Annotated in this window: 21 protein-coding genes; 19 read left to right on the top strand and 2 right to left on the bottom strand. The window is 71.9% G+C overall.

What is annotated here, in order from left to right; all coding sequences use genetic code 11:
• Positions 1–39: 39 nt before the first annotated feature.
• The 3 genes from EJC51_RS43885 to EJC51_RS43875 are packed head-to-tail and all read left to right on the top strand — an operon-like array spanning position 40 to position 2,268.
• Positions 40–1,074, top strand: a complete 1,035-nt coding sequence (locus tag EJC51_RS43885) for a phosphotriesterase family protein (protein ID WP_165951080.1) — start codon at positions 40–42, stop codon at positions 1,072–1,074.
• Positions 1,064–1,405: a cupin domain-containing protein gene (locus tag EJC51_RS43880; RefSeq protein ID WP_126276216.1), complete on the top strand. Its 342-nt coding sequence runs from the start codon at positions 1,064–1,066 to the stop codon at positions 1,403–1,405. Before EJC51_RS43885 ends, EJC51_RS43880 begins: the two co-directional genes overlap by 11 nt.
• Positions 1,402–2,268 carry an SDR family NAD(P)-dependent oxidoreductase gene (locus EJC51_RS43875; protein ID WP_126276215.1) on the top strand — a complete coding sequence of 289 codons (867 nt, stop codon included), beginning with the start codon at positions 1,402–1,404 and terminating at the stop codon, positions 2,266–2,268. Before EJC51_RS43880 ends, EJC51_RS43875 begins: the two co-directional genes overlap by 4 nt.
• A gap of 63 nt (positions 2,269–2,331) precedes the next feature.
• Here the strand turns inward: EJC51_RS43875 and EJC51_RS43870 are convergent, their stop codons facing one another.
• A complete protein-coding gene (locus tag EJC51_RS43870; protein WP_126276214.1) occupies positions 2,332–3,330 on the bottom strand; it encodes an aldo/keto reductase in 999 nt (332 codons plus the stop codon).
• Positions 3,331–3,346: 16 nt separating this feature from the next.
• On the bottom strand, positions 3,347–4,837 hold the full coding sequence (locus tag EJC51_RS43865; RefSeq protein WP_126276213.1) for an FAD-dependent monooxygenase: 1,491 nt from the start codon (positions 4,835–4,837) through the stop codon (positions 3,347–3,349).
• A 433-nt stretch (positions 4,838–5,270) separates the two neighbouring features.
• Here EJC51_RS43865 and EJC51_RS43860 point away from each other — a divergent pair, with 433 nt between their 5' ends.
• From EJC51_RS43860 to EJC51_RS43785, 16 genes are all read left to right on the top strand, one after another.
• On the top strand, positions 5,271–6,239 hold the full coding sequence (locus tag EJC51_RS43860; RefSeq protein WP_126276212.1) for an AfsA-related hotdog domain-containing protein: 969 nt from the start codon (positions 5,271–5,273) through the stop codon (positions 6,237–6,239).
• Positions 6,239–6,940, top strand: a complete 702-nt coding sequence (locus EJC51_RS43855) for an HAD family hydrolase (RefSeq protein WP_166682963.1) — start codon at positions 6,239–6,241, stop codon at positions 6,938–6,940. The genes EJC51_RS43860 and EJC51_RS43855 overlap by 1 nt, the downstream gene beginning before the upstream one ends.
• Entirely contained in the window at positions 6,937–7,935 is a 999-nt protein-coding gene (locus EJC51_RS43850) for a beta-ketoacyl-ACP synthase III (protein ID WP_279631404.1), read from the top strand. The genes EJC51_RS43855 and EJC51_RS43850 overlap by 4 nt, the downstream gene beginning before the upstream one ends.
• Before the next feature lie 194 nt (positions 7,936–8,129).
• Entirely contained in the window at positions 8,130–8,381 is a 252-nt protein-coding gene (locus tag EJC51_RS43845; protein WP_126276211.1) for an acyl carrier protein, read from the top strand.
• A complete protein-coding gene (locus EJC51_RS43840) occupies positions 8,381–9,628 on the top strand; it encodes a beta-ketoacyl-[acyl-carrier-protein] synthase family protein (protein WP_207924673.1) in 1,248 nt (415 codons plus the stop codon). Before EJC51_RS43845 ends, EJC51_RS43840 begins: the two co-directional genes overlap by 1 nt.
• Positions 9,625–10,335, top strand: coding sequence for an SDR family oxidoreductase (locus EJC51_RS43835; RefSeq protein ID WP_126276210.1), 711 nt, complete (start codon positions 9,625–9,627; stop codon positions 10,333–10,335). Before EJC51_RS43840 ends, EJC51_RS43835 begins: the two co-directional genes overlap by 4 nt.
• The gene (fabI, locus tag EJC51_RS43830; protein WP_126276209.1) at positions 10,332–11,171 is read left to right on the top strand and encodes an enoyl-ACP reductase FabI; all 840 of its coding nucleotides are present in this window, start codon (positions 10,332–10,334) and stop codon (positions 11,169–11,171) included. Before EJC51_RS43835 ends, fabI begins: the two co-directional genes overlap by 4 nt.
• Positions 11,172–11,395: 224 nt before the next feature.
• On the top strand, positions 11,396–12,694 hold the full coding sequence (locus EJC51_RS43825) for an extracellular solute-binding protein (RefSeq protein WP_126276208.1): 1,299 nt from the start codon (positions 11,396–11,398) through the stop codon (positions 12,692–12,694).
• A 7-nt stretch (positions 12,695–12,701) separates the two neighbouring features.
• On the top strand, positions 12,702–13,619 hold the full coding sequence (locus EJC51_RS43820; RefSeq protein ID WP_126276207.1) for a carbohydrate ABC transporter permease: 918 nt from the start codon (positions 12,702–12,704) through the stop codon (positions 13,617–13,619).
• On the top strand, positions 13,616–14,515 hold the full coding sequence (locus EJC51_RS43815; RefSeq protein WP_399577427.1) for a carbohydrate ABC transporter permease: 900 nt from the start codon (positions 13,616–13,618) through the stop codon (positions 14,513–14,515). Before EJC51_RS43820 ends, EJC51_RS43815 begins: the two co-directional genes overlap by 4 nt.
• A complete protein-coding gene (locus EJC51_RS43810) occupies positions 14,512–15,948 on the top strand; it encodes a carboxylesterase family protein (RefSeq protein ID WP_126276206.1) in 1,437 nt (478 codons plus the stop codon). The genes EJC51_RS43815 and EJC51_RS43810 overlap by 4 nt, the downstream gene beginning before the upstream one ends.
• Positions 15,945–17,111, top strand: coding sequence for an ROK family transcriptional regulator (locus EJC51_RS43805; RefSeq protein ID WP_244363162.1), 1,167 nt, complete (start codon positions 15,945–15,947; stop codon positions 17,109–17,111). The genes EJC51_RS43810 and EJC51_RS43805 overlap by 4 nt, the downstream gene beginning before the upstream one ends.
• A 46-nt stretch (positions 17,112–17,157) precedes the next feature.
• On the top strand, positions 17,158–18,732 hold the full coding sequence (locus EJC51_RS43800; protein ID WP_126276205.1) for a GMC oxidoreductase: 1,575 nt from the start codon (positions 17,158–17,160) through the stop codon (positions 18,730–18,732).
• A 16-nt stretch (positions 18,733–18,748) separates the two neighbouring features.
• Entirely contained in the window at positions 18,749–19,357 is a 609-nt protein-coding gene (locus tag EJC51_RS43795; protein WP_126276204.1) for a nucleoside deaminase, read from the top strand.
• A complete protein-coding gene (locus EJC51_RS43790) occupies positions 19,354–20,310 on the top strand; it encodes a sugar phosphate isomerase/epimerase family protein (RefSeq protein ID WP_126276203.1) in 957 nt (318 codons plus the stop codon). Before EJC51_RS43795 ends, EJC51_RS43790 begins: the two co-directional genes overlap by 4 nt.
• A 456-nt stretch (positions 20,311–20,766) precedes the next feature.
• The gene (locus EJC51_RS43785) at positions 20,767–22,377 is read left to right on the top strand and encodes a flavin monoamine oxidase family protein (protein ID WP_126276202.1); all 1,611 of its coding nucleotides are present in this window, start codon (positions 20,767–20,769) and stop codon (positions 22,375–22,377) included.
• Positions 22,378–22,392 lie beyond the last annotated feature (15 nt).

Here is a 22,392-nt window from a genome sequence, read left to right as displayed (position 1 = left end):
TCCGGTTGTTCCGATATTCCGAGGCGGTTGTCTGTGCGTATGGAAAGTCCCCTCCCGCACGACCCGGTACCGACGGTGCGCGGGCCGGTCGCCGCGGCGGACCTGGGTGTCACGCTCGCGCACGAGCATCTGTTCGTGCTGAGTTCCGAATTCCAGTCGAATTTCCCCCACTTGTGGGACCGTGAGGCCGGAGTGCGCGAGGCCGTGCGCCAATTGGAGGAGGCCTACGCGGCCGGGGTGCGGACCCTGGTGGACATGACGGTGCTCGGACAGGGCCGCGACATCAACCTGGTGCGTGCGGTCGCCGAGCGCACCGCGGTGAACATCGTGCTCGCCACCGGTGTCTACAGCGTCGACGGCATACCGCTCTTCGCCCGCTTCCGGGGCCCCGGCGCCGCCATCGAGGCGGAGGACCCGCTGATCGAGCTGCTGCTGCGGGACGTCACCACCGGCATCGCGGATAGCGGAGTCCGGGCGGGCCTGGTGAAGTTCGCCTGCGAGCGCACCCCGCCGGACGCGTCGGCGCACCGGATGGCCGCCGTCGTCGCCGAGGTGCACCGGCACACCGGCGTACCCGTGGTGGTGCACTGCGACCCGTTCGAGGGCAACGGCGTCCACCTGGTGCGGCTCCTGGAGAAGGAGGGCGTCGCGGCGGGTTCCGTGGTCGTCGCGCATGCCGGGGACTCGGCCGACCTCAACGGCCTGCGCGCCCTCGCGGACACCGGCTGCGTCCTCGGCTACGACCGCTACGGCATGACCCCGTTCGCCCCCGACGAGCAGCGCAACGCCACCCTGGCCGCGCTCGTCCGGGCGGGCCACACGGCCCAGTTGCTCGTCTCGCAGGATCACCCCGTGCACATCGACTACCTGACGGTCGAGCAGCGCGAACGCACCTACCCGGGCTGGAGCTACGTGCATCTCTTCGAGCGCGTCCTGCCCCTCCTGCTCAAAGAGCCGGGCGTCGACGAGGGGACCGTGCGCACCCTGCTGGTCGACAACCCCCGGCGGCTGCTCTCGCGGATCGCCGCGCCCCGCCCCGCCGACGCGCGGACGGAGGCGCGGGATGCCGCTTGAGCCCTGGGAGGAGCTGGGGGCCGAGCTGCTCATCGACGACGAGCACGTCAAGTGCTGGGTGGAGACCGTGCCCCCCGGCGAGCAGCGGCCCGCCCACACCCACCGCCACCCCTGGGTGACCGTCGTGCTCTCCGGGGCGCACGGTGAATCCCTGGACGAGAACGGCGAGTTGATCAAAGCGGTGTCGCTGGAGACCGGACAGGTCGTGCACAACCGCGGCGAACACCTGCCCATGCGGCACTACGTCCACAACCTTTCCGACCGGACTCTCGTCATGGTCGCCATCGAACTCCGTACGCCCAGCGCGCCGGAGGAAGGACCGAACTCATGAGCCGACACGAGCGCTCAGCACGACAGCTGCCGCCGAGCGCCCCCGCCCTGGTCACCGGGGCCACCTCCGGTCTCGGCCGGAGCCTCGCGCGGGCCCTCGCCGACCGGGGCTGGACCGTTCTGGTGCACGGCAGGGACGAGAACAAGTGCGCCACCGTCGTCGACGAGCTGCGCGCGGCGGGCGGCACGGCCCATCCGTACGTCGCGGACCTCGCCTCGCTGGAGGAGGCCGCCGAACTGGGCCGGCGGGTGGCCGCCGACCACCCCTCGCTGGGACTGCTCGTCAACAACGCGGGCGTGGGCGCGGGGCGTGACGCACGCCGCCGCGAACTGAGCCGGGACGGCTACGAACTGCGGTTGGCCGTCAATTACCTGGCGCCGGTGGTCCTCACCCGCGCGCTGCGCTCACCCCTGCGGGCGGCGGGTACGGCCCAGGTGCTCAACATCGGTTCGATCGGGCAGAGCCCCGTCGACCCGGACGACGTCCAGTTCACCCGGCGCTACGACGGCATGGAGGCGTACACCCGCAGCAAGTTCGCACTGGCCGCCTTCACGTTCACCATCGCGGAGGAGTACGCCCGCGACGGCATCGGGGTCAACTGCGTGCACCCCGCGAACTACATGGACACCACGATGGTCCTGGAGGCCGGGGTGCGCCCCTGGTCCTCGGTGGCCGAGGGAACAGCGGCCGTACTGCACGCCCTCGACGAGGGCGCACGGGGCGCGAGCGGCCAGTACTACAACGAGAGCCGGCGGGCCAAGGCTCACCGTCTCGCCTACAGCGCCGACATTCAGCAGCGGCTCACCTCCCTCACCGACCAGCTCATCGCGCCCGCGGAACGGGCGGGCGGCACGTCCTGGTGACGGACGACGGACACGAGGAAGGGGCCCGGTGCGCCGATCGCACCGGGCCCCTTCCTCGTGTTCTCAGTCCTCCTGGACCATGGCGAGCAGGTGCTCGGGGAACCGCTCGCCGGCGAAGGCACCGGGCGGCGCGATCTCGTCGGCCTCCCGCAGCACTTCGGGGGTCGGGGTGACGGCTCCGGCGGAGGCGTTCTCGTTCATGTGCGTGCGCTTCTGAGCCCCCGGGATCGGTACGACCCCCTGCGCGACCAGCCACGCGAGCGCGAACTGCGCCGGGGAGCAGCCCAGTCGGGACGCCAGCTCGCCGATCCTGGCGACCAGCCGCTGGTTGACGTCGAGGTTGTCCTCGGAGAACCGGGGCAGACCGCGCCGCATGTCGTCCGGGGCCAGCTCGGCCCCGGAGAGCTCGCCGGACAGCAGCCCGCGGCTGAAGGGGCTGTAGGCGACGAAGCCGATGCCGAGTTCCCTGACCGTGGGCAGCACCGAGCGCTCGGGGTTGCGGCTGGCGAGGGAGTACTCCGTCTGTACCGCCGTGATGGGGTGCACGGCGTGCGCGGCGCGGATCGTCTTGGAACCGGCCTCGGAGAGCCCCAGGTGCCGGACCTTCCCGGCGGCGACGAGCTGCGCCATGGCGCCGACCGACTCCTCCACGGGCACCTGCGGGTCGACCCGGTGCAGGTAGTACAGGTCGATGTGGTCGGTGCCCAGGCGCTTGAGGCTGGCATCGATGGCCTGGGCGATGTGCCGAGGGCTGCCGTCGACCCGTACGCCGTCGGGGGTCCTGATCAGACCGCATTTGGTGGCGAGCGTGACCCGGTCGCGCCGGCCGCCGGCCAGCGCGCGGCCGACGATCTCCTCGCTCAGGCCGGCGCCGTACATGTCCGCCGTGTCGAGGAAGTCCATGCCCCGGTCCAGGGCTGCATGGATGGTGCGGATCGACTCGGCTTCGTCGCGGTCGCCGTAGAACTCGGCCATGCCCATGCAGCCGAGGCCGATCGCGGACACCTCAAGGCGGCCGCCGAGCAAAACGCGGCCGAGGATGTGCGGTGTGGTGGTGGTCATGCCTTCTCCTCGTGGGCTACGGGTGATGGGTCGAGGTGGTGGTCCCGGAGCCGCCCTGGCGGGCGGGCAGGAGCTGTTCGAGACGACGCAGGGCGGTGGGGTCGGCGAGGGCGGCGGCCGCGGCGACGACGCCGTCGGGACGTACGAGCACGGCTCCCGGGCGGCGTACGCCCAGGGCGCGCGCGGTCCGCGCGTCCAGATGCGCGCAGACGGGTACGTCCCGCTCGGCGAAGGGGGTGTGCCCCGCGAGGACGAGCAGCGCGTGCCGCCCTTCGCGCAGCAGGTCGTGGGTGCGGCCGCCGGACGGAAGGGGGATGTCCGGCAGCCGCGTTCCGGGGCCGAGGGGCCCGAGTGCGGGGCCCTCGGCGGGATAGCGCAGGTCCATCTGCGCGAAGCGGGACGGCAGGACACGGTCGAGGACACCGCTGCGCTCGGCGGCCGACGCCGCGAGGTCGCGGGCCCGCTCGCGCCAGCCGCCCCAGGTCCACAGCCGGGTCTGCCGGTCGGTGTCGGTGACCACGGCTCGCGCGACATGCATGCGCTCGCGCTCCCACGCCCCGAGCGCGGTCTCCGGCAGCCGGCCGCGGATCACGTCGGCGAGGCGCCAGGCCGCTTCGTGCGCGTCCTGGATGCTGGTGTTCAGACCCTGCCCGCCCGCCGGGCTGTGCACATGCGCGGCGTCGCCCGCCAGCAGCACCCGCCCCTGGCGGAACCGGTCGGCCATCTTGCGGTGCACCCGGAAGTGCCCCGCGCCGGCGACGGAGGCCAGCCGCAGCGGGACCGGGCTGCGCTCGGCGGCGATCGCCCGGACGGTCTCCTCGACGTTCTCCTCGCCGGCGCCCTCGGGGGCGCTGCCGAAGACACGTATGAGGCCACCGGGGAGACCGACGACGACCAGCACGCCCGCGGGGCCCATGAAGTAGTGCGCCTCGGCAGGGGCGAGCGGGGTCTCCCACTCCCCGTCGACGAGGACGAACGACTGGGGGTAGGTCGGCCCCGTGAAAGCGACACCGAGCTGCTCGCGGACCGCGCTGTAGGCACCGTCGCAGCCGAGCAGCCGGCCCGTGCGGTGGGCGGTCCCCGACAGGTCGGCCGCCACGCTGTCGGCGTCCTGCGTCAGGCCTGTCAGCCGGTGTCCGTACTCGACCCGGCCGCCCGCTTCGTGCAGCGCTTCGAGCAGCAGTCCCTCGGTCTCGTTCTGCGGGAGGGAGAGGGGGGTGCCGAAGCGACTGCCCTTCAGGCCGCGGAAGTTGATACGGGCGACGCGGCGGCCGCGGGTGTAGTAGTTGGCGGCGACGAGCGGCAGGGCCGCGTCGCGGATGCGTTCTTCCAGGCCGAGGCGGGCCATCACCTCCAGCGCGCGCGGCTGGAGGACAATCGCCTTTGCATGGGGGTTCCTTCGGGCCGCGCGATCGACGATTCTGGTGTCGATCCCGCGGCGGAGCAGCTCGGTGGCCATCATCAGGCCGGTCGGCCCTGCGCCGACGACCAGTGCTTCGCTGTCCACGGTGAGCGTCACACCTCCTGCGTTCGGGGGAACGGGCGTGCGGGGTAGGGGTGTACGGGTGTGGGGTGAGGGAGAAGAAGGCGCTCCGTCGGCTCATGGGGCCGGTGCACGCCGGATGACCATCGTGCACGAAATCAAAGGGTGGGGCGTGGTGGGTGTGATACCCCTGAGCCCTGCACCACCCTGACGTGACTTCCGGTGGCGGCTCCGGTCGCCGGCAGCCGTCTGTCCCGCCGCCGAGGTGTCGTCGACAGGACGCGGGGATCTGTCAACGGGCGCAAAGCAGGGCGGAGCGGGCGTTTCACCCCCGGGTAACTGGTACCGATTTCAAGGGTATGAGCCGCACAGGTGGCAGAACGCTCTGGCTGACGGCTGTCCGGCGTTCGAAGAATGTGAGCCACGAGCCCGGCCACTGCCCAAGGAGCAGCACACGATGCCCCTCCCCCAGAGCGCCCTCGCCCCGGACGCGGCCACCGCCGCTCCGACCCTCTCCTACCGACGCACGGTCGACCGCGCGGACGTCCACCGCTGGGCGGTCAGCGAGGTCTTCCTCACCGACTACGCCGACCGGTCCGCGGACACCTACCTGGCAGCGGCCCAACTGCCGCCCGCACACTACTACTTCGGCGACCACACAGGCCCGGCCGCCGACCGCCCCGACAGCATGCTCCTGCTGGAGTGCTGCCGGCAGTTCGCCACCTGCATCGCCCACCGCGGCCTCGACGTCGCCAGGGACAGCGCCTTCCACGTCACCGAATGGACGCTCGCCCTCACCGGCGACACCCCGCTCCCGCCCCATGACCGGCCCCGCGAGCTGGACATCAAGGCCGCGGTCACCCGCAGCCAGGTCCGCTCCGGGACGGTACGGGCCGCACGGTACGTCATGGAGCTCTCGCTCGGTGACACGTTCCTCGGCCGCTGCGACATCTCCGCCCGCTACTCGCCCGCGGAGGAGGCGGAGCTCGTCCGCCGCTACCACCGCAGGTCGGCGCCCCCGCTGTCCGATGCGCTGCCCGCCGTGCCGCCCGGCACCCCCGTGCCGCCCGCCGACGTGGCCCGCCGCGATCCCGCCAACGTGGCACTCGCCGACGCCCGCCACGTGGCCGGCGGGGTGTCCGCCGTGGTGGCGGTGCCGTCCGGGCACCGTACGCACTTCGATCACCCGCAGGACCACTACACGGCGATGATCCTCATGGAGGCCGCCCGGCAGGCCGCGCTCCTCGCGGCGGGCACCGGCGTGCGGATCACCGGCTACCGGTCGAGGTTCGCCCGGTTCGCCGAACTCGACGCCCCGGTCCGGGTCGCCGCCGTGCGCCACAGCTGCGACGAGGTCGCCGTGCGCTTCCGGCAGGACGGCATCGTCGTCAGCGAGATCGCCGTCGGCATCGCGGAGGAGCACTGATGGCGCCCTCGACCGGGCCGGTGCGCGCGGTCTGGACCGACTACGGCGGCGTGCTGACCCCGCCGGTGGCCGAGACGCTGGAGCCCTTCTGCGCCCGGCTCGGAGTGCCCTCGGCCACGCTCCTCGCCGCGATGCGTCAGGTGGCCCGCGACTGCGGGGCCGGTGACGACGTCATGGCACCCCTCGACACCCCGCTGCTCACCCAGGAGACCTGGGAACGCCGGATGGAGGAGGTACTCGCGACGCACAGCGGCATCCACGTCGACCTCAGCGACTACCCCGCCCGCTGGTTCGCCGACCGCGCGGTCAACCAGCCCTGGCTGGACACCCTGCACCGGCTGCGCCGGCAGGGAGTGTTCGTCGGGCTGCTGTCCAACATGCCGCCCGCCTGGGACCGGCATTGGCGGCTGGCCGTGCCGCCCGAGGGACTCTTCGACGCGGTGGTGCTGTCGTACGAGTCCGGCTGCCGCAAGCCCGAGCAGGAGATCTTCCGCAGGGCCGCCGAGCGGGCCGGGGTGCCCGGCGAGCAGTGTGTGCTCGTCGACGATCTCGCGGTCAACTGCGCGGGCGCCGCGCAGGCCGGCTGGCACGCCGTGCTCTTCACCGACGCCGCGGACGTCACGGCGAGGGTCGAGGCGCTGATCACCGCGGGCGCGGCAAGCACCGGCCCGGCCGTCGTCGCCCCGGGAGGCCGCCCGTGACCGCGGCCGTCATCAGCGGCATCGGCGCCTGGCTGCCGCCCGACATGGTCGGCAACGACGACCTCGCCGCCCGTATGGACACCTCCGACGAATGGATCCGCACCCGCACCGGCATCCGTACCCGGCACTTCGTCTCCGCCGGCATGCCCACCTCCCTCCTCGCCGCCGAGGCCGGGGCGCGGGCCCTCCAGTCGGCGGGCACCGCGGACGTCGACGCGGTGGTGCTCGCCACCACCACGCCCGACCGCCCCTGTCCGGCCACCGCCCCCGAGGTGGCCCGCCGCCTCGGCCTCACCGGACGCCCGGCCTTCGACGTCTCCGCCGTCTGCACGGGCTTCCTCTACGCACTCACCACCGCCGCCGGAATGATCGCGTCCGGGGCCGCCGAACAGGTCCTCGTCATCGGCGCCGAGGCCTTCAGCACCCTCATCGACCCGCAGGACCGCTCCAGCGCCGTCGTGTTCGGCGACGGTGCGGGCGCCGTGGTACTGCGCGCCGGTGAGCCCGGTGAGCCCGGCGCCCTCGGCCGGATCGTGCTCGGCAGCGACGGTTCGCTCGCCGACCTGATCACGGTGCGGGCCGGCGGCTCCGAGCAACCCCGCCCGCATCCCGACGCCGATCCGGCCGACCGTTACTTCTCCATGCGCGGCCGGGAGGTGTTCGGGCACGCGGTGACCCGGATGACCGAATCGGCACGCGCCGCCCTCGCCCACACCGGATGGCAGCCGGACGACGTCGACCGGCTGGTCGGCCACCAGGCCAACCTGCGCATCCTGCACGCTGTCGCGGAGCAGCTGGACATCCCCGTGGAGCGGCTGGTGATCCATCTGGACCGGGTCGGCAACACGGCGGCGGCCTCCATCCCGCTCGCCCTGGCCCACGCACACGAGACCGGAGAGCTCACCCCCGGCGCCCGTGTCGTCCTGGCCGCCTTCGGAGGCGGCGCCACCTGGGGAGCCACGGCACTGACCTGGCCCGCGCTGAAGTCCGCGTAGCCGACGGCACGTCGACATCGGACGCGGTCAACGCCCCGGTCGCACCAGCACGTCGACACCGGGAGCGGTCAACGCCCCCGTCACGCCAGCACATCGACACCGGGAGCAGTCAACGCCCCCGTCACACCAGCACGTTCACACCCTCACCCCGGCCCGCCCGAGCCGGGTGCCCCCACCCGAAAGGCACCTTCACCATGAGCACCTTCGTGCCCCCCACCTTCGAGATCCTCTCCCAGGTCCTGGAAGAGAAGTTCGGCGTCCTGCGCGACGACATCAAGCCCGACACCGTTCTCGAGGACATCGAACTGGACTCGCTCGCGCTCATCGAGGTCGCGCTGACCCTGCAGAAGCAGCTCGGTGTGGTGATACCGACCGAGGACCTCAACAGCAGCGGCACCGTCTCGGACCTCTTCGAGCTGGTGAACACGGCGGCGGGGAACGCCTGATGGCCGAGCTCGCCGGACGGGACGCACCCGTCGCGATCACGGGCATCGGACTCGTCACCCCGGCCGGCATCGGGGTGACGGCGAACTGGGAGCGGCTGCTGTCGGGCCGCCCCACCGCACAGCGGGACCCGGCGCTCGCCGGACTCCCGGTGGACATCTCCTGCCGGGTTCCCGGCTTCGACGCCAACGCCCTGCTCGGCCGCTCCACCGCCTGGCGCCTGGACCGGGTCAGCCAACTCGCCCTGGTGGCCGCCCAGGAAGCCCTGTCCGACGCCGGCCTCGACCCGGACCGGTGGGACGGCGCCCGGGTCGGCGTGGTCATGGGCAACGCGCTGGGCGGCACCGCCTCCTACGAGGACGCCCACACCGCGTACCACCGGGAGGGCCCCGACCAGGTCTCACCGCTGGTGATGGTGAACTGGCCGGTCAACATGATCTCCGGATACCTCGCCATGCACTGCCGGGCGCTCGGCCCGAACCTCGTGGTGGCCACGGCCTGCGCCTCCGGCGTCACGGCGATCGGCACCGCACGGCAGATGTTGCAGTCCGGCATGTGCGACATCGTGCTCGCCGGTGCCTCCGAGGCACCGCTCAGCCCCACCCCGATGGCCGCCTACCACCGCATGGGCGCACTGTCGCGGCGGACCGAGGACCCGGCGGGAGCGTCGCGCCCCTTCGACGCGGACCGCGGCGGCTTCGTGGCCGCGGAGGCGGCTGCCGTGCTGGTCCTGGAGCGCGAGCGGGACGCGACAGCGCGAGGCGGCACGGTCCGTGCGCTGGTCGCGGGCTTCGGGGCCAGCGCCGACGGGCATCATGCCTCCGCGCCGGACCCGGCGGGCGCGGGCGTGGAACGCGCCCTACGCTCGGCGCTCGCCGACGCGGACGTCGCCCCCGAGGCCGTCGACCACGTCAACGCCCATGGCACCTCGACCAAGTTGAACGACCTGATGGAGTCCCAGCTGATCAACCGGGTCCTGGTCGGCCGGCCGTCGGTGACCTCCACCAAGGGCGTCACGGGGCACGCGCTCGGTGCCGCGGGCGCCATCGAGGTGGCGTACACGGCCCTGACCGTCGAGCACGGTCTGGTGCCGCCCACCGCCAACCTCGACAAGCTCGACCCCCAGATCGACCTCGACGTCGTCAGCGGCGCACCGCGTGAGCAGCGCGTCGAGACCGCGACGAGCCATTCCTTCGGGTTCGGCGGGCAGAACGCCGTCCTCGTCCTCCAGAAAGCAGGCACACGATGACCGAAGGCCGGTCCGTCTTCGTCACCGGGGCCAACCGCGGCATCGGTCTCGCCATCGCCCGCGCCTTCGCCGCGCAGGGCGACCGGGTCGCCGTCGGACACCGGTCGGGCGAGCCTCCCGAGGGCTTCTTCGGCGTGCGCTGCGACGTCACCGATGCCGGGTCGCTGGACACCGCGTACGAGAAGATCGAGGCCGAGCACGGTCCCGTGCAGGTCCTGGTGGCGAACGCCGGGATCATGCGGGACAAGCTCGCCCTCCAGACCAGCGACGAGGATTTCCTGGAACTCCTCGACACCAATCTGGTGGGCGCGTTCCGGTCGGCGCGGCGCGCCGTCCCCGGGATGCTGGAAGGCCGATGGGGCCGGCTCGTGTTCATCTCGTCCTTCTCCGGAATGCTCGGCTCCCCGGGGCAGGCCAACTACGCGGCCTCCAAGACGGGTCTCACCGGCCTGGCCCGCTCGCTCGCCCGGGAGCTGGGGCGGCGCGGCATCACGGCCAATGTGGTGGCGCCCGGGTTCATCGACACCGACATGGTGGCGGCCGTCAGCCCGAAGCGGCGTGCCGAGTACCTCTCCATGACGGCGCTCGGCCGCCCCGGCACTCCCGAGGAGGTGGCGAACGTGGTGCGCTTCCTCGCCAGTGCGGACGCGTCGTACATCACCGGCGCGTTCATCCCCGTCAGCGGCGGTCTCGGGATGGGCGTATGAGCACGGCGGCACCGGACACCAGGGCCGAGGACGGCGCCGACCCGTCGACCGGGGCCGCCCGGCCGACGGGCGGGCTGCTCGCCGGGAAGCGGCTGCTGGTCACCGGGGTGCTCTCCGACACCTCGATCGCCTTCCACGTGGCGCGGATCGCCCAGCAGGAGGGTGCCAGAGTGGTGCTGACCTCCTTCGGGCGGGCCCTGCCCATCACGGAGGCGATGGCGGAGCGGCTGCCGATGCCCGCGCCCGTGCTCCGTCTCGACGTCACCGAGCGCGGGGATCTCGACACGCTGCGGGACGCGGTCGCCGGCCACCTGGGCGGTCTCGACGGCGTCGTGCACTCGATCGCGTTCGCCCCCCGGTCCGCGCTCGGCGGCGCCTTCCTCGACACCTCGTGGCCGGACGCGGCGACGGCGCTGGAGGTGTCGGCGTACTCCCTCAAGGCCCTGGTCACGGCGTGCCTTCCGCTGATGGAGGAAGGCTCGTCCGTGGTGGGCCTCGACTTCGACGCGGCGCTGGCCTGGCCCGGCTACGACTGGATGGGCGTCTCCAAGGCCGCACTCGAGTCCGTCACCCGCTACCTGGCCCTGTACCTCGGCGAACGCCGCATCCGCGTCAATCTGGTCGCCGCGGGCATGGTCCGCACCCTGGCCGCGCGTTCGATCCCCGGCGTGGATCGCATGGAGCAGATCTGGCGAACCCGCCCGCCGCTCGCCTGGGACGTCCACGACCCGGAGCCGACGGCGAAGGCCTGCGCGGTGCTCCTGTCGGACTGGCTGCCGGCCACCACCGGCGAGATCCTGCATGTCGACGGAGGGCTGCACGCGGTCATGACATGAGGCACCAGCCTCACGGCGGAGGCGGTACGACACACCTGTGTCGTACCGCCTCCGGTTTGCGTGCCCACCAGGATGACGACGGATTTCGCTACAAGTTCCGAAATTATCGAGGCCGGTTCCGGCCATGCGGCCGAAACACCCCCTTCCTACCGTCACTGTCAGCCGCACCGACCGCCCCCAGGCCGGGCGAGCCCCTCAGCACCTTCGTGAGGCAGGAGCCCAGAGTGTCCAACATGTCCAGACGCAGCGCCCTCCAGCTGACCAGCGGCATGGCCGTCCTCGGTACCCTCGCCCTGGCCGGCTGCGGACGCGGCGACGACACCGCTGCGACCGCCTCCGCCAAGCCCGTCGACAGCTCCCCGGCCAAAGGCACCGTCAAGGTCTGGGCCCCCCAGGGCGATGCCGACGTGCTCGCGAAGGTCATCAAGCCGTTCAAGGCCGCGAACCCCGACCTCGACGTGAAGTTCACGCTGATCCCGAACGCCGAGTACTACACCAAGCTCCAGTCGGCGATCGCCGCGGGCAAGGGACCCGACCTGGCCCAGTTCTTCCCCGAGGCGCAGGCGCAGTTCCTCGATCCGTCGATCCTCCGGCCCGTTCCGGACGGCCTCGTCGAACCGGACAGCTTCTTCAAGAGCCTCTGGGACGCCGGCGTCGTCAAGGACGTCGCCTACACCGTGCCCTGGTACGCGTACACCTACGCGCTCGTCTACCGCTCCGACCTCGCCGAGAAGGCGGGCGTGAAGGCGCCGACCACCTGGGCCGCGACGGTGCCGTTCCTGAAGGCGCTCCAGGACGCGGGCGCCGCGCACGGCCTCGGGGCCGACATCGGCTGGGACATCTTCAACGGCCAGGACGTCGCGATGTACGCCTGGCAGGCCGGTGGCTCGCTGCGTTCCGCCGACGGCAAGTGGACGCTCGACACTCCGGCGACGGTAGACGCGCTCAAGTTCAACGCGTCGTTCTTCACCTCCGGCACCGCCGACCCGAGCGGGCCCACGTTCCTCGACGCCCAGCCGTACTTCGTCTCCGGCAGGACCGCCTGCATGATCACCGGCCCGTGGGTCGTCGGCCAGCTCGACACGGCCGCGAAGAAGACCGGCTGGACGACGTCCCACGTCGCCACCGCACCGCTGCCGGCCGGGTCGTCGGGCAGCACGTCCTTCGCCGGCGGAGGCACCTGGGGTGTCCTCGCGAGCAGCGGCAACGCGGACGCTTCGTGGAAGCTCGTCCGGCACCTCGCGACGCCGAGCACCCAGGTCGCGCAGTACAAGGCGTACAGCTCGCTGCCGGCCGTCGTGTCCGCCTGGGACGACCCGGCCATCGCCGACCAGCCGCTGCTGGACGCCTTTCTCACGCAGATGAAGACCACCCGGGCCTTCCCGCAGGTGAGCACCTGGCAGCAGGTCGCGACCCGGCTGGGCAAGGAGATGGAGGGCGTGGCCAAGGGCACCCAGAGCGCCGAGAAGGCGGCCGCGAAGGTTCAGGCGTACGCCGAGAGCCTCGGCTCGGGTACGGAGTGACTCCCCGATGACCTCCGTTGTTCCGGCATCGCCCCGCAAGGACCGGCGGCCCCGGGGTGCCCGCCGTACGGCTGTGGCGTGGCTGTTCCTCGCACCGTTCACCCTCGTGTTCCTGCTGTACACGGCGGTTCCCACCGTCGCCGCGCTCGGGTTCAGCCTGACCGACCTGCGGGGCATGGATCTGCGTCATCCCTTCGCCGTCGACCTCGTCGGCTTCGACAACTACCTGCGGCTGTTCCGGGACGACAGCTTCCTGCGGGACCTCCTCAACACGGGCCTGTTCGTGGCCGTCGGAGTGCCGCTGACCATGGGGATCGGGCTGGCGCTGGCGCTCGCGCTTGACTCCGGCATCCGGCGGCTGCGCGGCGTGTTCCGTACGGTCTTCTTCGCACCGGTCGTCACGAACATCGTGGCGGTCGCGTTGATCTGGCAGTACGCCTTCCACGCGAACGGCACCGTCAACGAGGTGTTCGGCGCCGTCGGCTTCGCCGGACCCAACTGGCTGGACGACCCCGATCTCGCCATGCCCGTGGTCATCCTGCTCGGAATCTGGCGCAACTTCGGCTACGCGATGGTGTTGTTCCTCGCCGGACTCCAAGCGGTTCCACGGGACGTGTACGAGGCGGCCGCCATCGACGGGGCCGGCCGGTGGCGGCAGCTGAGGCACATCACCCTGCCCCTCCTGGTGCCCACCACCCTCGTGGTGACAGTGCTGCTGACCGTCTTCTACCTCCAGGTGTTCGACGAGCCGTACCTGCTCACCAACGGCGGCCCGCTGGGCTCCACCGAATCGGTGGCGCTGTACACCTACCGCCAGTTCGGCGCCGGCGAGTTCGGGGTCTCCTCGGCCGCTTCCTTCGTGACGCTCCTGCTCATAGGCCTGGTGAGCGTCGTCCAGTTCCGACTGCTGAGGCCCCGCACATGACCGACGTAGCGACGTTGAAGAAGCCCGAGTCGATGAGCGCCGGCACGACCGACGCCGACCGGATCGCCGTGCGCCACCGGTCCCTCGCCCGGCCCTTGCTGTACGCCGCCCTGGTGCTGTGCGCCCTGCTCACCCTGCTGCCGTTCCTCTGGGTGATCAGCGGATCGCTGCGCAGCCTCGACGAGATCCGCTCCGATCCGGGTGCCTGGCTTCCGCACGACGTCACCCTCGACAACTTCACCCGGCTGTTCGCCACCGAGGGCTTCGGCCGGTTCCTGGTCAACAGCATCGTGGTCGCCGCGATCGTGGTGATCGGCAACATCGTGGCCGCCTCGGCCGCCGGTTACGCGCTCGCGAAGCTCGACTTCGCGGGCAAGCGGATCGCGTTCGGCACGGTCATGGCCGCGCTGATGGTGCCGTTCACCGCGGTGTTCGTCCCCCAGTTCGTGATCACCGTGGACCTGGGTCTGGCGGACACCCTCACCGGTATCGCGCTGCCCGCCATGGCGTTGCCGCTGTCGGTCTTCATCATGCGGCAGTACGCGCTGTCGATCCCCGACGAACTGCTGGAGGCGGCCCGGATCGACGGCGCGGGCGAGTTCCGGATCTTCTTCCGGATCTTCCTTCCGCTGGCCGGTCCCGCGGTCGCGACGGTCACGATCATGTCGTTCCTGTTCTCGTGGAACAACTTCATCTGGCCGCTCATCGTCGCCCAGAGCACGTCCAGCTACACGCTGCCGGTGGGCCTCGCCGCCACCAGTCAGGCCGCGGCGCACGTCACCGACTACGGGCTGATGCTCGCCGGCGCGATCGTGGTGATGCTGCCCGTGCTGGTGCTCTTCCTCTTCCTGCAACGTCACTTCGTGCGGGGCATCGCCGGAACGGGCATGCGGTGACCGCGTCGCACGACCGGACGACCTCACTCGACGCGCCCGGCGAGCCGGTCACCGTGCACACTCCCGCCGGAACCGTCGTCGGCCGTGGCACCGGACGGACACGGCGCTTCCTCGGCATCCCCTACGCCGAACCACCCACCGGCCCACGCCGGTTCGCGGCGCCGGTGCGACGCGGCCGCTTCGAGGAACCGTACGACGCCTCCCGGCACGGCCCCACCGCGCAGCAGGTGCCGCTGTTCCCGACGACCACCGTGCCGGAACCGTCGATCCCGGGCGAGGACGTGCTGAACCTCTCCGTCGTCGCGCCGGCCGCGCCCGACGACCGCGCGCCCTTCCCGGTCATGGTGTGGATCCACGGCGGCGCCTTCCTGGCGGGGAGCCCGGCCAGTCCGTGGTACGACGGCCGCGCGTTCGCCCGCGACGGGGTCGTCTGCGTCGCCGTGGGCTATCGGCTGGGCGTCGAAGGATTCGCCCCGCTGGCCGGCGTCCCCACCAACCTCGGCCTGCGCGACCTGCTGCTCGCGCTGGACTGGGTGCGGGAGAACATCGCCGCGTTCGGCGGCGACCCGGACCGGGTGACCGTCGCCGGTCAGTCGGCCGGGGGCGCGGCGGTGCTCGCGCTGCTCTCGTCGCCCCTGGCCGACGGTCGCTTCCAGCGCGCCGTCAGTGTGTCCGGTGGCCTCTTCGACGTCGGCGAGGAGGTCGCACGCGACGTCCTGGAGCGGCTCGCGAGCAGCCTGGGTGTGCCGTCGACGCGCACCGGATTCGGCAGCCGCACGGTGGGGCGCATCCAGCAGGCCGTCGGCGACCTGCGCACCGAGTCCGGTGACGGCGCGCTCGTCCTCGGCCCGCTCGTCGGCGACGACGTCCTGCCCCGGGCCGTCACCGACGGACTCGCCCGGCACGGGCACCGCGTACCTGTGCTGCTCGGCGCGACAGGCGACGAGTTCGACGGTGGCGCCACCCCTGAGAGCCCCCACCCGAGCCACGTCGCCCCCGCCGAACGCGCCGCCGCCCGCGCGGTGGGCACACGTGTGAGCGACACCCTGTTCCGCGCCGCCTGCCCGCGCGTGGCGGCCGCCCGGCGTACCGCCGCCGCCGGCAGCTGGCTGTACTCCTTCGAGTGGCCCTCTCCGGTGCTCGGCGGGGCCACCCACTGCGTCGACATCCCGTACTTCTTCGACGTGCTCGACGCACCGGGCGTCGCGGAGGCACTGGGCCCCGACCCGTCCGCAGAGCTGGCCACACTCATGCACTCCGACCTGGTCGGTTTCGTCGTGGGCCGGGAGCCGGCCTGGGCCAGGGCGACCGGGAGGCCCGGCGATCCGGCTCGCGAGTACGGCCGCCCCGGGGCAGCGCTCGCGGCCGACACCACCGGCGTGTTCGACCCCGTGGTGCGGGCCGTGTACGAGCGGGCGGAGGTGCGCCGATGACCCGAACGAACGGCACCTCCCGCATGAACGGGATGAACCAGAGCGCCGTCCGACGCGTCAACACCTCGGTCATCCTGCGCGCACTGGCCGTGTCGGCCGGGCCGACGACCCTGACGGCGCTCGCGGCCCAGGTCGGCCTCTCCCGCCGTACCATCGAACTCGTCCTGGACTCGCTCGTCGCGGCAGGCTGGGTGACCGAGCTGGAGCGCGTGCCGACCAGCGGCTGCGCGGGGCGCCCCGCCCGCCGTTATGAACTACGGGCCGAGAACGCGCTGTTGGCCGCCGTGTGCATCACCACCTCGGACGTCTCCGCGGTCGTCGCCGATGTCCGCGGCCGCGTCCTCGGCCGGGCGCACCGGCGGCTGCGCGCCTACCAGGATCCGCACGCCACCCTCGACGACGCCGCGGCACTGGTCCTCGACGCGCTCGACGACGCGGGCGGCTCGACGGACCGGCTGCGCGCCGGCGCGGTCGCGAACGGCGGCGCGATCGACGACGACGGAGTCGTACGGCGCCTGGTCCACACCACGCGCTGGGAGGGTGTGCACCTGCCCGAACAGCTCGCGCGGCGGATCCGGATGCCCTGGTTCGCGGACAACGACGCCAACCTCGGCGCGCTGGCGGAGCATTGGCGGGGCGTCGGCGGTGATCACGACAACCTCGTGTGGGCGGTGCTCGGGAACCGGACGGGCCTCGGCGTCCTCATCCGCGGAACCGTGCACCGCGGCCTCGACGGCGCCGCGGGTGAGATCGTCGAGGCCCGGTCGATAGCGACCGGCCCGATCGAGGACCGCCCCGTGGCGTGGCTGACCTCCCCGGAACCGGACCTCCGGCGCGTCGCGCTCGACCGCTTCGACGCGGCCCGGGCCGGCGACCCGAGCGCACTCGCGGAGGTCGACGAGTTCGTCGAGAACATCGCGTCGATCCTCACCACGTTGTCGTGGACCGTCGCCCCCTCGCTCATCGTGCTCGGCGGCGGCCTGGAGGACGCGGCCGACGTACTGCTGCCCCGGGTGCGCGAGGCCCTGCGCGACGCCCGCACCCCCGCGGTCGAGGTGCGTGCCACCGGTCTGGGACACGACGCCGCGCTCATCGGCGCCGTGAAGCTGGCCCTCGACCGCATGGACACCGAACTGTTCGGCCCGCTGGTCCCCCGCGCGTGACCCCCGCACACATCCGCCCCAGTGGCGTCCCCCATGGAGTTTCCTCGTGACCGACACCCCCCGCACCGGCGTCCTCATCGTGGGCAGCGGCATCATGGGCTCCGTCGTGGCCCGACTGCTGCGCGACGCCGATCCCACGCTCCGCCTCACCATGGTCGACGGCGGATCGGCGATCGGTGAGACCCCCGGCCTGCACCTGCACGACCTCGACGACCCGGTTCTCTGGTCCCGCTACAACGAACAGGTCGCCACCGGCATCCAAGGCATGTACACGGGCGCCGAGGTGGTCCGTGACGTCCCGGAGAACCTGGCCGATCTGACGCCCGGCATGTTCCACGCACTCGCTTTCGGCCACGCCGCCGAGGCGATGCCCGCGACCGCGCTCGCGTGGAACGCGGGCGGCATGGGCGTGCACTGGACCGCCGCGACACCCTGGCCCGCCGGGGACGAGGTGTTCGACTTCGGTGACCCGGACCGCTGGGCGGCGGACCTGGACACCGCCCGCCGGCTGCTCGCGGTCACGCCCCGCGCGATCGGCCCCACCGAGGTCGGCCGGACGGTCCTCGACGTCCTGCGCCGCCGCTACGCCGGTGTCGGGCCGGACGACCGGCACCCGCAGCCGATGCCCATGGCGGTCACTACGACGGCATCGGGCCCCATGCCGCGCACCGGCCCAGGGACGATCTTCACCGCCATCGCGACCGGCGGGGACCCGGCATTCACCCTCATGACCGGAACACTCGCGACATCGCTCATCGTCCGCGACGACGGCCGGGTCGCCGGTGTCCGCCTGCGCCGCACAGCCGACGGCGCCGAGTCGGAACTCCTCGCGGACACCGTGGTGGTCTGCGCCGACGCGCTGCGCACCCCCCAGCTGCTGTTCGCCTCCGGGATCCGGCCCGAAGCGCTGGGCCGGTACCTCAACGAGCACGCCTTCGTCACCGCCCGCGTCCTGCTCGACCTCGACCGGTTCGGCCTCGACGTGAGCGCCCTGCCCCTGCCGCGCCCCGGCGAGTTCAGCACGGACTCGCTGTGGCTGCCCCGCAACGGAGCGGCCCAGCCGTTCCACGGCCAGATCATGAACCGCACCTACGTGGACGAGGCCGGCCACCCCCTGGCCCACTCGGTGGGCCTGTCGCTGTACGTCCCCGTCGAGTCGCGCCCGGAGAACCGGCTCGTGTTCTCGCCGACGGAAACAGACCTCGCCGGGATGCCACGCATCGGTATCGAGTTCGACTACTCGGCCACGGACCGGGCACTCATCCGGCGGGCACTCGACGAAGTCGCGTCACTCGCCGAGGCGTTCGGCCCGTTCGATCCCGCCACCGAACGCGCCGTACTGCCACCCGGCTCGTCCCTGCACCAGACGGGCACCGTCCGGTCAGGCACCACCGACGACGGCACCAGCGTGTGCGGCCCGGACGGCCGGGTGTGGGGGTACGACAACCTGTACCTCGCCGGGAACGGCGTCATCCCGACCGCGATGGCGGCCAACGTCACCCTGACCGGTGCGGTGACGGCCGTTCGCGCCGCCCGCGCCGTCGTCGAACGGTCCCGCGCCCTCGCCGCTCATGGCCTCACCACTTCCGGACTCACCGCTCACGGACTCACCGCTCACTGAGAGGAAACCCCACCCCGTGCTGGACATCCCCAAGGAGTACCGCGTGGCACTGCCCGCGTGGATCGACGACGAACTCGCCGACGTGCCCGCCGTCGTCCCCGGCCGCGACGACCGGATGCGCCTCGTCCACCGACTCGCCGACCGCAACTGGCGTGAGGGCAACGGCGGTCCGTTCGCGGCCCTCGTCGCCGAGCGGGACACCGGCCGGATCGTCTCGGCGGGCGTGAACGTCGTCCTCGCCTCCGGCGTCTCCAGCGCGCACGCCGAGGTCGTCGCGCTCTCACTGGCCCAGACGGCGGCGGGCGGCTGGGACCTCGGCGGCGACGGAATGCCGGCCCACGAACTCGTCGTGAACTGGCGTCCGTGCGTCCAGTGCTACGGCGCGACGATGTGGTCCGGGGTGCGCGCTCTGGTGGTCGCCGGCGAGGGCCCGGAACTGGAGGAGATCACCACGTTCGACGAGGGCCCGCTCGGCGCGGACTGGGCCGAGCAGTTCCAGGCGCGCGGCATCGAGGTCGCCGGGGACGTGCTCCGCGAGGAGGCGCTCGCCGTGTTCCGCGGCTACCGCAAAGCCGTCGACGCCGACGGCACGGTCGTCTACAACGCCCGCGCAGGTGCCGCGTGACCCGACCGACCCCGCAGACGCACGCCGCGCAACCACGCTTCGCCACCGACATCGTCACCTTCTACCACCCGGAGTTCTGGGGGCTGGATTCCGCCGACGCCTTCCGCGACTGGGCCGCCAAGAACCCCGAGCGGTTCTGGGAACGGGTGCTGGACGCGCTGACCGAGGCCGGGGTCACCGGCATCGAGCTGACTTTCGCGCCCGGTGACATCGACTCGGTCCTTCGGACCTTCGGCGACGCCCCGGCGTTCCGCCGCGACCTCGCGGCCCGCGGCCTGTCCGTCGTGAGTGCCTTCATCGCGGCGAGCGAAAGCCCCGACTGGCGCGACGGCTCGAATCTGCCCGCGATCGTCGCCGACGCCGAGCGACGCGCGGCCTTCCTCGCCGAAGTCGGGGCGGACATTCTCGTCGCCGGACTGCCCATGCGGGCCACGTTCGGCACGCGTCCCCCTTTCTTCGTCGACGCCGCGTACATGACCCGCATGGCCGGCATCGCCCACGTGGTGGGAGAGGCCGTCGCCCAGTACGGAGTGCGCCTGGCCTTCCACACCGAGTCCAACAGCACGCTCTGGTACGAGAGGGACATCGACCTGTTCATGGCCCTGACCGACCCGCGCTACGTCTGGCTCTGCCCCGACTCCTGTCACATCGCGCTCGGCGGAGGCGACCCCGTCGCCGTCGCGCGCCGCCATTCCCAGCGCATCGCGCTGGCGCACTGGAAGGACGCGGTCAGGCCGATCGACGTCGAACTCACCATCGACGAGACGGTCTTCGCGCAGCAACAGCCCTACATGACGCAACTGGGCACGGGCATCGTGGACTTCACCGCATGGGCCGCAGAGATGGCGCGAACTCCCGGCGCCGCCACCGTGCTCATCGAGCTCGATGAGGCATCCGATCCGGTTGCCGCGCTCCAGTCGGGGATAGCCGTGGCACGCACTGCACGAGCATGACGCCCTCGCCCGACCATCCGACGCGACAAAGCCGCCCGCCGGTTTCCCCCGTGACGGGCGGCCTGCGCCGTGGTGTTCAGAGATCAAGATCGGCGGCGGCGACGTAAGCGTCCTGGGCCGCTGGACGACACCGGCCGGAAGCCGGCGACGGGATTCGAACCCGCGTTGCTCTCTTTGCAGGAGAAGTAGCCGCAACCTGCGCACCTGAACGGGGTTCACCGTAATACGGCAGTCCTGGATGAGCACCTGAATTACGCGTGCCCGTTCCTTCCTCGCGGCCCGCGGCTCACGGCTCGGACCGGTTACGTCAGTGGCATGGCGCTGTAACAGTCCTGACGGAGGCTCATGGCGACGCACCTCCGGTCCCCTCAGCAACTCACCCCCCACGTGACCGGGTTGACCGACCGACCGCACCCCGGGCGGCGCGCGTGCCGGGGTTCGGATGAGGAGGAATTGATGGCTCCAGAGCAATCCCCCGCGTCCCGCCGTGACTTCCTGAGATCCGTCGGTGCCGCGGGCGGCGCCGGAGTGCTGTACTCGACGATGGGCGCACTCGGGCTCGCCCCGGTGCCCGACGTACGGGCGGACGAGTACCGGGCGCCCCGGCAAAGCGACTTCGCGCTCACCGGGCGCAGCGGCAAGAAGGTGCTCGTGCTCGGCGGCGGCATAGCCGGCCTGGCGACGGCGTACGAGCTGGGCAAGGCCGGTTACGACTGCCGCATCCTGGAGGCGAACGACCGTCCCGGGGGCCGCAATTGGACGGTCCGCGGCGGCACCGAGCTGACCGACCTCGACGGCCGCACGCAGACGGCGTCGTTCACCAAGGGCCAGTACATGAACGCGGGCCCGGCCCGGCTGCCGCAGTCCCACGTCACCCTCGAGTACTGCCGCGAACTCGGCGTCGAACTCCAGGTGTTCACCAACCAGAACGCCAACGCGTACATCTACCACGAGAACAGCGCCGCCCTCGCGGGCAAGCCCATGCGCTGGCGCACGGCGAAGGCCGACGTCTACGGCTACCTCTCCGAACTGCTCGCCAAGGCCACCAACCAGGGCGCCCTTGACGCACGGCTCACCGCGCAGGACAAGGAACGGCTGATCGCGTTCCTGCAGAGCTTCGGCGCCATCAAAGGCAAGGCCGACGGCTACGCCTACACCGGCAGCGACCGCCGAGGCTACTCCGTCGAACCCGGCGCGGCCTTCGAGGAGGGCACGGTCCTCGGCCCGGTGCCAACGTTGTCGGATGTCGTGGCCAGCGGCGTGGGGCAGCGCTTCGCCTTCGAATTCGGCTACGACCAGGCCATGTTGATGTTCCAGCCGGTGGGCGGCATGGACGCCATCCCGTACGCCCTGGCCAAGGCGATCGGCCGGCACCGCATCACCTATGGCGCCACGGTGCTGGAGGTCAAGGACCTGCCGGACGGCGCCGAGGTCACGTACAAGGACACCGGCGGCCACAACCGCACCCAGCGCGCCGACTTCGTCGTCGCGGCCATGCCGCCGATGGTCATGGCCCGCCTCAAGCACAACCTGGGCACGAACGTCACCGCCGCGCTGAAGTACGCCTCCCCGACGCCTGTCGGCAAGGTGGGGCTCGAGTACCGCAGCCGCTGGTGGGAGACGGACGAGCACATCTACGGCGGCATCACGCCGACCGACACGGACCTGGCGACCATCTGGTACCCCTCGTACGGCTACCAGGGCCGCCGCGGCACACTCATCGGCTACTACAACTTCGGTGCCAGCGCCGTCGCCTACAGCGATCTGCCGCACGCTGAGCGCGTCGCGCGGGCGGTGAGCCGGGGTGTGAAGATCCACGGTGACAAGTACCGCACCGAACTCGATCACTCCTTCAGCGTGGCCTGGCATCGCACGCCTCACATCGAGGCGGGCTGGGTGGGCTGGCCCTCGCAGAGCGGTCCCGAGTACAAGCTGCTCAACCAGCCGGCCGGGCACGTCTACTTCGCCGGCGACTGGCTCAGCCATGTCATCGCCTGGCAGCACGGCGCGTTCAGCTCGGCCCGCAAGGTCGTGACCGACATCCACGAAAGAGTCATGGCCGTATGAAGCGGCGGTCGGACT

It is taken from the genome of Streptomyces aquilus (assembly GCF_003955715.1).
Lineage (GTDB): Bacteria > Actinomycetota > Actinomycetes > Streptomycetales > Streptomycetaceae > Streptomyces > Streptomyces aquilus.
Note: the sequence above shows the minus strand (reverse complement) of the source record. Positions and strands in the feature narration are given on the sequence as shown.